At 66.5% G+C, this 11,300-nt stretch carries 13 protein-coding genes; 9 read left to right on the top strand and 4 right to left on the bottom strand.

Features of this window, described 5'->3' with window-relative positions:
* From B141_RS45130 to B141_RS0138040, 6 genes are all read left to right on the top strand, one after another.
* A partial coding sequence (locus B141_RS45130) for a hypothetical protein (protein WP_020580403.1) occupies positions 1–409 on the top strand: 409 nt, incomplete at its 5' end.
* A 733-nt stretch (positions 410–1,142) separates the two neighbouring features.
* The gene (locus B141_RS0138020; RefSeq protein WP_040423393.1) at positions 1,143–2,651 is read left to right on the top strand and encodes an aldehyde dehydrogenase family protein; all 1,509 of its coding nucleotides are present in this window, start codon (positions 1,143–1,145) and stop codon (positions 2,649–2,651) included.
* Positions 2,652–2,754: 103 nt separating this feature from the next.
* Positions 2,755–3,264, top strand: coding sequence for a DinB family protein (locus B141_RS0138025; protein WP_237742917.1), 510 nt, complete (start codon positions 2,755–2,757; stop codon positions 3,262–3,264).
* A gap of 113 nt (positions 3,265–3,377) precedes the next feature.
* Complete coding sequence (locus tag B141_RS0138030; RefSeq protein WP_020580406.1) at positions 3,378–4,343, top strand: phosphotransferase family protein; 966 nt, start codon at positions 3,378–3,380, stop codon at positions 4,341–4,343.
* Positions 4,344–4,428: 85 nt separating this feature from the next.
* The gene (locus B141_RS0138035) at positions 4,429–4,965 is read left to right on the top strand and encodes a P-loop nucleotide/nucleoside kinase family protein (protein ID WP_157181614.1); all 537 of its coding nucleotides are present in this window, start codon (positions 4,429–4,431) and stop codon (positions 4,963–4,965) included.
* Between the two features lie 99 nt (positions 4,966–5,064).
* On the top strand, positions 5,065–5,277 hold the full coding sequence (locus B141_RS0138040) for a phosphotransferase (protein WP_020580408.1): 213 nt from the start codon (positions 5,065–5,067) through the stop codon (positions 5,275–5,277).
* Between the two features lie 284 nt (positions 5,278–5,561).
* On the opposite strand, the gene B141_RS0138045 is transcribed toward B141_RS0138040, so the two are convergent.
* Positions 5,562–6,581 (bottom strand): aldo/keto reductase, encoded by a 1,020-nt coding sequence (locus B141_RS0138045; RefSeq protein WP_020580409.1) that lies wholly within the window; start codon positions 6,579–6,581, stop codon positions 5,562–5,564.
* A gap of 118 nt (positions 6,582–6,699) precedes the next feature.
* Between B141_RS0138045 and B141_RS0138050 the strand changes: the two genes are divergently transcribed.
* The gene (locus tag B141_RS0138050) at positions 6,700–7,290 is read left to right on the top strand and encodes a TetR/AcrR family transcriptional regulator (protein ID WP_020580410.1); all 591 of its coding nucleotides are present in this window, start codon (positions 6,700–6,702) and stop codon (positions 7,288–7,290) included.
* A gap of 179 nt (positions 7,291–7,469) precedes the next feature.
* A complete protein-coding gene (locus B141_RS48870) occupies positions 7,470–7,616 on the top strand; it encodes a hypothetical protein (protein WP_020580411.1) in 147 nt (48 codons plus the stop codon).
* Positions 7,617–8,233: 617 nt separating this feature from the next.
* On the opposite strand, the gene B141_RS53205 is transcribed toward B141_RS48870, so the two are convergent.
* The 3 genes from B141_RS53205 to B141_RS0138070 form a co-directional block, all read right to left on the bottom strand.
* A complete protein-coding gene (locus tag B141_RS53205; protein ID WP_084678784.1) occupies positions 8,234–8,611 on the bottom strand; it encodes a hypothetical protein in 378 nt (125 codons plus the stop codon).
* A 148-nt stretch (positions 8,612–8,759) separates the two neighbouring features.
* Complete coding sequence (locus tag B141_RS0138065; protein WP_202806070.1) at positions 8,760–9,728, bottom strand: protein kinase family protein; 969 nt, start codon at positions 9,726–9,728, stop codon at positions 8,760–8,762.
* Positions 9,729–9,933: 205 nt separating this feature from the next.
* Positions 9,934–10,362, bottom strand: a complete 429-nt coding sequence (locus B141_RS0138070; RefSeq protein WP_020580414.1) for an NUDIX hydrolase — start codon at positions 10,360–10,362, stop codon at positions 9,934–9,936.
* Positions 10,363–11,032: 670 nt separating this feature from the next.
* Between B141_RS0138070 and B141_RS45135 the strand changes: the two genes are divergently transcribed.
* Positions 11,033–11,300 (top strand): DUF6966 domain-containing protein (locus B141_RS45135; RefSeq protein ID WP_202806071.1); only part of this gene is annotated, 268 nt, incomplete at its 3' end.

Consider the following 11,300-nt stretch of genomic DNA (forward strand, 5'->3'; position numbering starts at 1 on the left):
CCTGATCGTCCACACTGTGGAGGGGCGACCACAGCCAGCGCCTGCTGGAACGCCGATCCCTCATACCGAGATCAGGGCGCTGGTGGAGAAGCACCTCGGGTCCACCCGACGTGCCGGGCAAGGCACATCGCCGGTGAGGCACCATCGCTTCGAGGACGTGCTGGCCCGCACGCGCTTCGGCGCATCACGTTCAGCATTTCTTCCGGGCGTCCCTGACCTGCTCCGCGACACCGACAGCGTCCTGGCCGGATACTTCTCCTTCTCCTGGGCGGCACCCCACCTGTTCGGTGAGCACGCGGAAGCCTTCGCCGAGGAGACGCGTGCCCTGCTCGCCTCCCAGTCAGCCGACGGCGTGTTCTGGGACTGGCCCGGCGACACCGAGATCGTGTTCGCCCACAAGCCAGCGTGAGTGGCGCAGGCTGAGGGCTCCTCTCTCGTCGGTCGGACAGCTCACCCCTCCCGGGTTCCGGATACGCCGCTTTCGGTGGCTGGCCGACGAGAGAGGAACCCGGCCCGTACACTTCCCGCTCTCGGAGAGGGCCGGGGTTTGGGGTGGAGCCCCAAAGGTTAGGCCGTCTTGCCTGATACCTGCCGCGGCCAGCCTCCAGCGCCAGCCATAACAAGCTCGGCCACGTCCGGGATGAGGGCCGCCCGCAGGGCCGGCCCGGGCGGCTGAGCGGCACGGAGCGCCGCGCCTTGACCTCTAAAAGGTCAATGCAGCAACGAGAGGTCGCGGATCATGTGCTCCGTCGGCTGATGTGCGACACACGTCCGACAGTTGATGTGCGACACCGGTCGTGATCGGCACTCTGGGCCGGAGCGTCTCCGTGGGACGTTCCGGACTCGGGGAGGCCGGGATTGGCACGGGTTGTCTTGTCGGTTGTGGAGCAGCGCGTGGTCACCTCGCTGGCGCTGCTCCACAGCGGCGGGTTGCTGCTGACCTGCCGTTGCCAGATGCCAACACGCGGGGGTGCTCGGCTGTATACGTTATGTACCTAAGCCGACAAGCACAGGAGCAGCGGCGTGGGCAAGCGGGGGAAGTTCGGCAGGATTCGGGATCGGTTCGGGTCCCACCAAGCGCGACGCGTTGCTGGATCTCACGGTCAGCGGTGGCCGGTGCACGGCCGGGCGAAGGCGCCGTCATGACGAGAGCGCACGCGCCCGAGCCGGGTGCGCGCGCGGCGTTCCGGCCGGCCGCTCCGTACCCCCTTCTCATCGGAGGCCAGCCCGTCCCGACGGCCGACAGCTTCGAGGCGGTCGACCCGAGCGCAGGAAGCGTCTGGGCGACGCTCGCGCAAGCGACGAGCGAGCACGTCGAGCAGGCGGTCAAGGCCGCCCGGGACGCCCTCCCGAAATGGCGCGCCACGGGCCCCGCCGAGCGCCAGGCGGTGCTGGACCGCCTGGCCGACCGGATCGAGCAGGACGGCGCCTGGCCGACGCTGCTGGCCACCGAGAACGGCCGCCCCATCAGGGAGGCAGAGGGTGCCGACGTGCCCACCGCGGTCGCGATCTTCCGCTACTACGCCGGCCTGGTGCGCTCGCTCGGCGGGGAGACGCTCACGACGGACGATCCGGATCTCCGGGTCTGGACCGTGCGGCAACCCGTCGGCGTGGTCGCAGCTCTGATCCCGTGGAACTCGCCGCTCATCTCCACCGCGCTCAAGGTCGCGCCCGCGCTCGCCGCCGGCAACACGGTCGTGCTCAAGCCGTCGGAGCTCGCCTCCGCAAGCGTCGTGGAGTTCGGGCTGCGCACCGCGGATCTGCTGCCGCCCGGCGTGCTGAACATCCTCACGGGCTACGGGCCGCGGGCCGGAGCGGCGCTGGTCGCCCATCCGGGGGTCGACAAGATCTCGTTCACCGGCGGCGTGCCCACCGCGCGCTCGATCCTGCACGCCGCTGCCGACCAGATCACGCCGGCGGTGATGGAGCTCGGGGGCAAGAGCGCGTTCGTGATCTGTCCCGACGCCGACCTGGACATCGCCGTTGAAGATGCGCTCATGGGCATCGCCTTCCAGAACGGGCAAGTCTGCTTCGCCGCGTCGCGACTCTTCCTCCACGACGCGATCCGCGACGCGTTCCTCGAGCGGTTCATCGGGATCATGCGCCGGATCCGGATCGGGGACGCCGTCGACCCGAACACGCAGGTCGGTCCACTCGTGTCCGCCGCACACCGGGACCGCGTCCGCGGTCATGTCGAGCGTGCCGTGGACGAGGGCGCCGAGCTGCTGTACGGCGGCGGCACGCCCGACCTTCCCGCCGGGCTGGACGGCTTCTTCTTCGAGCCGGCAGTCCTCGCCGACGAGCGGGGCAGCACCGCGCTGTCGCGCGAGGAGGTGTTCGGTCCGGTGGTCACCGTGCAGTCCTGGAGCGACGAGGCAGACGCGATCACGCGCGCGAATGCCAGCGACTTCGGGCTCGCCGCCGGCGTTTGGACGCGGGACCTCGCCCGCGCCCACCGATTCGGCGCGGAACTGGACGCCGGGACGGTGTGGGTCAACACCTGGTTCGACGTCAGTCCTGGCCAGCCACTCGGAGGCATCAAGCACAGCGGCTACGGGAGGGAGATGTCAGCGGAAACGCTGCTCGAGTACACGACTTCGAAAGCGGTTGCGATGCGTCTTTCGTCCGGGCGCCCGAAGATGTGGGGATGACGAACCCGCGCGCGTCGTTCCCGCCGAGAGTGATCGCGATCTGCTCGTCTGCGCTCCGCTGTTACTGGACGATGCGGATCCGTACATTTGCCGGATGAGTTGGATGGCACCAGAGGTAGAACGGGTGGACGAGCCGTTCACAGGGGATGAGCGTTCGACTCTGGAAGGCTTCCTGGAGTGGAGCAGGCACACGTTGCTCCACAAGTGCGCCGGTCTTACAGCGGAGCAACTGGCGCTGCGGGCGGTCCCGCCGTCCATGCTGTCGCTGCTCGGGCTGATGCGGCACGTCACCGAAGTGGAGCGGACCTGGTTCCGCCAACGATTCGTCGGCCAGGCCGTCCCGGACATCTACAGTCGTCCTGGCAAGCCGGACGCCAGTTTCGAGGACGTGGATCCCCGCCAGGCCGAGGCCACGTACAACCTGCTGGTCAACGAGTGGGAGCTGTGTCGCGACGCGATCCGTGGCAGGACCCTCGACGAGACCTTTGCTCACCCGCGCTTCGGGCCGATGTCCCTGCGCTGGATCCTGTGCCACATGTGTTCGGAGTACACCCGGCACAATGGGCACGCGGACCTGCTCCGCGAGTGCATCGACGGCCGGACCGGTACTTGACAGCGACGCATGGGCAGTTCGGGGGCACGTCAGGGGCACGCTCGAGGCCCATGGCCGGCGCGTGCAGCGACCTGTCAATAGGCCCGCGGACGACCTGGGCGGATACTGGCGGGATGGAAGAGCCCACGTACGAAGAGGTCGTCGCGTTCCTCGCCCAGCACTCCGGCGACACTCCCGGCGACGTGGAGCCCCTCACCGGCGGGGCGTGGTCATCGGCGTGGGGCTACCGGGCGGGCGGGGAAGAGTTGGTGGTCCGCTTCGGTCGTGAACGTTCCTGGTACGAAGCCGACCGGATGGCCATGGCCTTCAGCGGACCGGATCTGCCGGTGCCAGAGGTGAGGGAGGTGGGGACCACACCGACCGGACAGGCCTACGCCATCTCCGTCCGTCATCACGGGCGGTTCCTGGAGGACACGCCGGTTGAGCGCGCCGATGCCGTCGCCCCCACCCTCACACGTCTGCTCGTCGCGCTCTATCGGGTACCCGCATCCCCCGGTACCCCGGTGATGTGGCACCCGGCAGGTGCGCCGGCCCGCAGTTGGCGGGAATTTGTCCTCGACAAGCTGGTGGACGATCCGGGGAATCGGGCGCACGGATGGCGCGCCGCCCTGGACGCCGACCCGAAGCTCGCGGCCCTGTCCACGGCGGTCTGCGACCGGGTGAGGACGCTGATCGCGGCCTGCCCCGAACGCCGCGACCTCATTCACGGTGATCTCCTGCACGGCAACGTGCTGGTGAGCCCGGGCTGTCGCCGGGTTCAGGCGGTGCTTTCCTGGAAGTGTTCGGTACGCGGTGACTTCCTCTACGACGCCGCCTGGTGCAGTGTCTGGGGCCCGGTGTTCTACCCGGGGATCGCCGCCACCGACCCGCTGGCCGGACTGCTCCAGGACCCAGCCCTACGAGCCGACCAGAGCGCGCTCGTCGACGCCGCCGTACGCCACCACTGCTACGAGCTGCAGATCGGCTTCACCCACTTGGGTTGGAGCATATGGACCTGGAAACAGGAACATCTCACCGCCACCGCCGAGCTCCTCGCCGAAATCCTCGAACGCGGTCCCCTGCCCACGACCGGCGCCTGAGCAGACAACCGCCTCCAACACGTGTTGGTCGAGACCGAGCGAAAGCTGTTGCCTCTGCGGCGGCCGATGGGGCACTGTGCGCCAGGTGAAGTCGAGACCGACGTCCGTTCCCCTGTACCTGGTCACTGGCGCCCCGGGAGTCGGAAAGACGACGCTTCTGCCGGATCTCGTCAGGCTCGGCCAGGGCTTGGTGGTGATCGACCAGGACGAACTGCTGGAAGGCGGCGCCATACTCGGGGTACCGATTGCCCATCCAGAGGCGGCGCCGAACTGGCCGGCGTACAACCGGATGTGGGATCGCATCCTCCGCATCGTCCGGCGGGCGGGTCATCCGGTCCTTCTGCTCGGTCCCACGCCATCCCCGGAGGAGTTGGCCACGAACGCGGATCCAGCCGGGCCGGTGCACTGGGCGCTCCTGGACTGCACCGATCAGCTCCGGCGTGCCCGCCTCCAGACGCGAGGTTGGCCTGCGGAGTGGATCGAGGACGCTGTGCTCGATGCCGCTCAAACGCGCGAGTTCTTCCCCACCGTGATCACAACGGACGATGAAGACTCGGAAGCGATCGCCCGACGAGTTCTCGGATGGGTGGCGACAGTTAGCGGCACGCCATTGCCGGAGTAGGGGTTCCCGTATCGTCGCGGCGTGATCTCGACTTTCCGCTCGCTGCCTGCCCCTGAGGCCCTCGCCGAAGTAGTTCACAAGGAGTACGCGCTGGATGTCATGGGCTGCGTACTGGTGCGATCTCTCGTCAACGATGTGTACGAGGTGACCACGGGCCAAGGGCGCTACGTACTGAAGGTCTATCGACACGACCACCGGTCCGCAGAGGAGGTGACTTGGGAACTCGAATGCGCGACCCATCTGGCCATGTGCGGGCTTCCGGTCGCTCGAGCGCCGCGACTTGTACCGGTACCGCACCACCATCCGTACTAGGAAACGGTCGGGCCATTAACAGGCCATTAAGCGAGGACAGCCAGTGGTACTCCAGGCCACTCCAGACCCTCGTTCACGCCTGAGATCGGGCCCCGAGCGCCGTATACGTACGTTTCCCAAGCTCCCAGCCTCCGTGCCCTCCTCGTGCCCCAAGCCAGAGATGATCTCGGTCCGCAGCGGTGACCCACGGTCGAGACACGCGGTGTCGGAGGCGGCGGCGATCCGCGCTCGGTGGAGCTTGATCGGGGACAAGAGTCACCGCGCCCCCAGCCAGCCCATCTTGCTCACCGGCGGCGCAGCGCTGCGTCCAGCAGCGCCGGAGGGGCGTCGTTCTTCTCGTGCGCAGCCAGGTCCGTGCCAGGCGCAACGATCTCGTCGATCGCGTCGAGCACATCGGTCGTCAGCACCGTCTCAGCGGCCGCGATCTGCGAGGCGAGGTGGTCGAACGTGCGCGGCCCGATCAGGGCACTGGTTACCCCTGGATGGGCGGTAACGAACCCCAGCGCCAGCTGAACGAGAGTCAGGCCGGCTTCCTCAGCGAGGGCCGCAAGCTTCTCGACGGCGTCCATCCGCGCCTGGTTGGCGTGGTCAGCGAGGTCGAAGCGCTGCGGCATGAACGCCGCACGGTTGGTGGTCACCTCCCGGTCACGGCGCACCGCACCGGAGAGCCATCCCGAAGCCAGTGGACTCCACACCATCACCCCGAGCCCATACTCCTGAGCCACCGGCAGCACGTCACGCTCCACGCCGCGCTGCAGGATCGAATAGCTGGGCTGCTCGGTGACAAACCGCCCCACCCCCGCCTTGGCCGCCGTCCACTGCGCCTGGACCAACCGGTAGGCCGGATAGGTCGAGGTTCCGAAGTGACGGATCTTCCCGGCCCGCTGCAGATCCGACAGCGCCGCAAGGGTCTCCTCATCGCTCGTGGCCGGATCCCAGCGGTGGATCTGGAACAGGTCGACGTAGTCGACCCCCAGCCTGCGCAGACTCGCGTCCAGTGCCGTGGTGAGCCAGCGCCGCGACGCGCCCTTCTGCCCGACCCCATCGCCCATCGGAAGCCCGGCCTTGGTCGCTAGCACGACCTCGTCGCGGCGGCCGACGAGGGCTTTACCGAGCAGCTCCTCGGACTCCCCGCCGCTGTAGACGTCGGCGGTATCGACGACATTGATCCCGGCATCCAGCGCGGTGCCGACGAGGGCGTCGACCTCAGCCTGCGTCGTGCCGCCCATCTTCCCGAAGTTCATCGCGCCCAAGGCCAGGCTGCTCGCCTGGATGCCGGTGTGCCCGAGTGTGCGGTACTGCATGAGCGTTCTCCTGTCGTGAGGGTGGTGTGGTGCAGCGCCGGTCTGGCAAGATTGAAACGGAACACTGCTCCACTAACAATACGGAGCGTGGTTCCGTTTAGCAAGGAGGAGCCCTGCCATGCCCCACACCACCGAGTCCGACCGCATCGAGGCCGTGACTCCGGCCCGTACGCGGCGGTCCGACGCCCGCCGCAACGAGCAGGCCCTGCTCGAGGCCGCGGCGCGGGTGTTCGCGGATTCGGGCATTGACGCCCCGGTACGGCTCATCGCCTCCGAGGCCGGGATGGGGATGGGAACCATCTACCGCCACTTCCCGTCACGTGCCGAGCTCATCGCCGCCGTCTATCGCCACCAGGTCGACGCTTGTGTCGACCTCGGCGAGACGCTGCTCCAGGACGGTTCACAGCCGTTCACGGCACTCCGCGAGTGGATCGACGCCTTCGTTGACTTCCTTGCAACCAAGCACGGGCTCGCAACCGTCCGCACCCAAGACGAGTCGAGCAGCAGTCTGCACGACTACTTCCTCGACCGCCTCGTGCCGATCTGCGACCGCCTCCTCGCAGCCGCGCGCGGAAACGGAGAGATCACCGCCGAGATCACCGGCTACGAGCTCATGCGCGGCATCGGCAACCTCTGCCTTTTCGCAGGAGACGATGGCCGCTACGACGCACGCAAGCTCACCCACCTGCTCCTGGCCGGCACCCGATAGCAGAAACCCGCGGACCCAGACTCGGGGCGCGAGCGACGCATTCAAGCACGCAGTGCAGCACCTGCCGGCTAAGCGGTGTCGAACGAAGCCAACATTCAATCGGCCGTTCTCCCAGGTGATGTCGAGCGAGATCGGGAACCGGTGTCGACGGAGATCTACAGAATCAGCCAGTAGATCGGATGCGTTCACGCCGCAACCGAATCGAATACCCCGACGTCAACATCCCACCAGTCACCCAACAAGAGGTCGCGGAAACCCTGCCCAAGGTCGATGCCATACCCGACACCGCCGCGAAGGTGATCGATGCAATGCCCGTATGGAATTGACCGCCACGATCGCCCCACTTAAGATCACCCGACAGCCCTCGCCGCAGGCTGCTGCAGGGCGTACTGGCCACTTCCAAACGAAGCCTCCACAATCCACCGCGATGCATCGCAATAGACCTGCGGAGACGTGAAGCCAGCGAAGGGACTTGAACCCCTAACGCCCGATTACAAGCAGGTCGATGACGTGTCGTCACAGTCCATGCTCGTCCAGTTCGCGCGGAGAACTCCGCCGCGAGGAGCTTGTATGGGTCGTAGTCGTCCATGATCGTCCAGGCCGCGTGTTAGCAGTCGCGTTAGCAAGGAGCGACGCATTACGAGTGGGTTTTCCGTGCGCAGGTCACCGCTCGACTCCGGCGTCTCTAACCGTGGACTGCTCCTTGTAGATGTGGGCATCGAGGGCTCGTGAGGATCGTTCGGGGGCACCTCGGGATGCTCACCAGCTCCCACCGGTGATGACCTCTCTATGTGCCTTGTCAGCCGTCCGGACCATGCGAAGGCCAGACAGCTTCCGGAAGGCACTTCGCTGTCGCCGGGTGTACCCCTGGATATGTTCGACGACGCGTTCCCTGACAATCGACATGTCGCCTGTGGTCAGGGAACTGACCGACTTCCCTCGTTCACTGGCCACCTCCCAGAACTCGTGGTAGCCGTGGGGTGTGGAGTATCTGGTTGGCACTGTCTTTGCCTCGGCGTCGCAGCTCATGGTCGAGGTCGTAGCGGGAGGACAGACGCAGCACTTCTTCGAACAGTCCGCGCTCCACTTTCTGGTCGAAGGTCCGCGCGACTCGGGCGTCCAGTTCGCGGGCTGGTCGGTCTAGGCCAAGGACTACAGTCCGCACACCCTTTAGAGGTGCCGCTGGCTCGTGTCGCTGAGACGTTGTAGCGCTCATGAGCCCTACCAATGCGTTGATCACGGCGCCGTATTTGTTCGGGTGAACGCGGGCCGCGACACTACGGTCAAGGCGGCGCAGCGTCTGGTAAGCGTCGTCTGCCATGGCGCGCGGGGTGAGCAGTGCTGGGTGGGCGGACGCCTCCCCATCATCGTCGGCGGCACAGCCGTATACGGGGCGGTGCGCGCCGCTTGCGGCGCGCCTTGATCTATGAAAGCTCAATACAGCAGAGCAGCGTCTTGCGACCGGTCCATCAGATGATGAACAAGCTGTCCCACCCGCCGATCCGGCGGATCGCCTCCAGGGGATACGGGGTCTGCCTGCTCTCAAGACAGAACTCGCGGTAGTAGTCCGTCATCACTGCGGCCACCGGGGCGTGGCGGATAAGGATCGCCGCGACCTGCGACGGAATCCCCGTCGGAGGTTCCCCACGGGCGCAGGCGTGCACGAACGCGCTGCGCTCGTCCCCCTCGTACCCGTACAGGGCGGTGACGAGCCACTGCACCAGGTGGGTGACGGTGTAGCAGCGGTCATAGGTCTGGTGTTCGGCGAAGAAGTCCGCCTCCTCCTTCGACAGGTCGAACCGGGAGGACATCGCGAGGCCGTAGTCCGTGAAGAACAGACGCTTGCCGTCGGTGAGGATGTTCTGGAAATGGCCATCGAAATGCAGGAGCCCGCGGGCGTTCATGAAAGACGTCCCGGCCTCAAGTTCCCTCGCCACCATGGTGCATGCCTGGTCGACCGTCTCATCGTCGGCTTTGACCTGAACGTCAAGCCAGTCGTGCAGGTTCTGTGGGATGTACTCCAGGAACAGCGCGACGCTCGCCGAGGCATCCCGCAGGGCCTCGATTCGGTCGCGCACCTGCGGCCCGCCTCCCCAGTAGGCGACAACCTTCTCCACGTCGGCCAGTTCCTCGGGCAACGCCTGCCCGGGGTGCGGCAGCACCCGCCAGTGGTACATCAATGGAAAGCCCTCATGGTCCTGTGCGAGCATCCAGTTCGTCGTCATGGTGTGCACGGCCAGCTCCCGCCAAGCCCCCCATCCCGGCCCTCCGGGGACCCGGAGGCCGGGATGGCAGAAGGCAGGTAGCCCGAAGAGGTTCGCCGTGGACCGGACGTTCTCCGGCTGCCTTTCCAGATCGGTCAACGGCAGCCGCTTAACGAATACTGGGGTCCCGCCGACCTCCAGCAAAGCTGAGGTCCCGCCGATGCCAGAACCCATTGGCGCAGCCGTATCCACAAGGTCGCGCAGTTCGCGATCACTGCACAGCGCCAGCGATGTGGAGACGGCACTGTAGACCGCCAAACGCGCACCACGCGACGCGTCGAAGCCCTCGACGGCTATCTCCACCAGGGCACCAACCTCTCTGAAATACCCGGGACGTGCAAAGAGCGCGCACACTACCGGAGCCGACCGCTAAGCCGGGTCAGGCAAGGCGTTGTCCGTCGTGGCTGCGGATGGCTGGCCGGGGCTCGTCTGATGGGAGGGCGTCGAGCAGGCGGATGGCGTACGCCTCGCTCATGCGGTCCCGGATCTGGTCTGGTGTGAGCCAGGTGACGCGGTCGGTCTCGACGCTGGTCTGCTCGGTTCCGCCGGTGAGATGGCAGCGGAAGACGAGGGCGACGATTCCGCGGTTCATGTTCTTGTAGACGCCGGTGAGTGCGTCGGGCTCGACCCGGAGTCCGGTTTCCTCTTCGACCTCTCGGCGTAGACCGTCGTGGATGGACTCACCGAGTTCGAGGACGCCGCCAGGTGGTTCCCAGTGGCCGTTGTCGCGACGTCGGATGGCCAGGACCCGTCCTTGTGGGTCAAGGACGGCGGCCGCGACGCTGACGGAGTGAAGCGCTGGGGACATGGGAACTCCTCGGGACAACCCGGTGCAGTTGGTGGACAGGGACACCGAGCTTCCGGTGTGGACCTATGACGTGCTGGAGCGGACCCGAACGCGAAGGGGAAGAACGCGGCGATCGGAACCGGCCGCACTTTTGGGCTCCTGTTAGCAATCCGCCGTTCTTACACGAACGAAGCCCAGGCCAGATGTTCTCGACCCGGGCTTTCGTGTTGAGCCACCGAGGGGACTTGAACCCCTAACCGCCCGATTTGGGATCGGAGGGTTGTCTTAGCTTGCGATATCTGGCGATCATCAACGCTGCTTGGCGAATCGTCGGCGTGGTCGTGCTCGTTGTTTGCCGTCGATCGGGGTCGATGCGCGTCCAAAGGTGGGGGTTAGGTGTGGCGCTGCGCACTTGGGCAAGGTCACGCCGTCGCGGTCAGCGCCCCCCAGTTTCCGCAGGTGAGGCCCCATGTCGGGTGAACCGGCCAGCGGGAGTCAGGCCCAGGACCTACGCATTACGAGGCAGCGCGGAAGAGGTTTGGGTCTGGTTGGGTCGGCTCGTACAAGCGTGGCTGGTGGCCATCGGAGGGCTTGTGGACGGCCTGGTACGAGTGGGAATTGAGACCACAACTGAGACCACGGCCGGCGCATGGCAGCTGCGCCGGAGTCTCGCCGCGCATACGCTCTGCTCGTGGCGACTGATGAGGTGGAGGCGCGGGCGTCGAGGCTGGCGAACCTTCTTGACGAAGCGGTTGGGCTCCTGGAAAAACATGGCGAGAGCCACTGGGCATCCCGGCTCGCGACGTCCAGGGGAAGAATCGCTGCAGGTGACACATACGGCCTCGACCACCTACTTAGCGCGTTCGGTGGCATGGGCAGCCTCAACGACCTGTTGGTGCTTCGCGTCAACGGCCACGAGATCAATGAGGCACAAGAAGGTGCCGTTAACACGCGCCTCG

Origin of the sequence: Actinopolymorpha alba DSM 45243 (assembly GCF_000373925.1) — a bacterium.
Lineage (GTDB): Bacteria > Actinomycetota > Actinomycetes > Propionibacteriales > Actinopolymorphaceae > Actinopolymorpha > Actinopolymorpha alba.

What these genes read in the sequence shown, in the direction of transcription:
- B141_RS0138020 (WP_040423393.1), top strand. Translation starts at nt 1,143, where the DNA reads ATGACGAGAGCGCACGCGCCCGAGCCGGGTGCGCGCGCGGCGTTCCGG.
- B141_RS0138025 (WP_237742917.1), top strand. Translation starts at nt 2,755, where the DNA reads ATGGCACCAGAGGTAGAACGGGTGGACGAGCCGTTCACAGGGGATGAG.
- B141_RS0138030 (WP_020580406.1), top strand. Translation starts at nt 3,378, where the DNA reads ATGGAAGAGCCCACGTACGAAGAGGTCGTCGCGTTCCTCGCCCAGCAC.
- B141_RS0138040 (WP_020580408.1), top strand. Translation starts at nt 5,065, where the DNA reads ATGGGCTGCGTACTGGTGCGATCTCTCGTCAACGATGTGTACGAGGTG.
- B141_RS0138045 (WP_020580409.1), bottom strand. Translation starts at nt 6,581, where the DNA reads ATGCAGTACCGCACACTCGGGCACACCGGCATCCAGGCGAGCAGCCTG.
- B141_RS0138050 (WP_020580410.1), top strand. Translation starts at nt 6,700, where the DNA reads ATGCCCCACACCACCGAGTCCGACCGCATCGAGGCCGTGACTCCGGCC.
- B141_RS48870 (WP_020580411.1), top strand. Translation starts at nt 7,470, where the DNA reads ATGCGTTCACGCCGCAACCGAATCGAATACCCCGACGTCAACATCCCA.
- B141_RS53205 (WP_084678784.1), bottom strand. Translation starts at nt 8,611, where the DNA reads ATGGCAGACGACGCTTACCAGACGCTGCGCCGCCTTGACCGTAGTGTC.
- B141_RS0138065 (WP_202806070.1), bottom strand. Translation starts at nt 9,728, where the DNA reads ATGGGTTCTGGCATCGGCGGGACCTCAGCTTTGCTGGAGGTCGGCGGG.
- B141_RS0138070 (WP_020580414.1), bottom strand. Translation starts at nt 10,362, where the DNA reads ATGTCCCCAGCGCTTCACTCCGTCAGCGTCGCGGCCGCCGTCCTTGAC.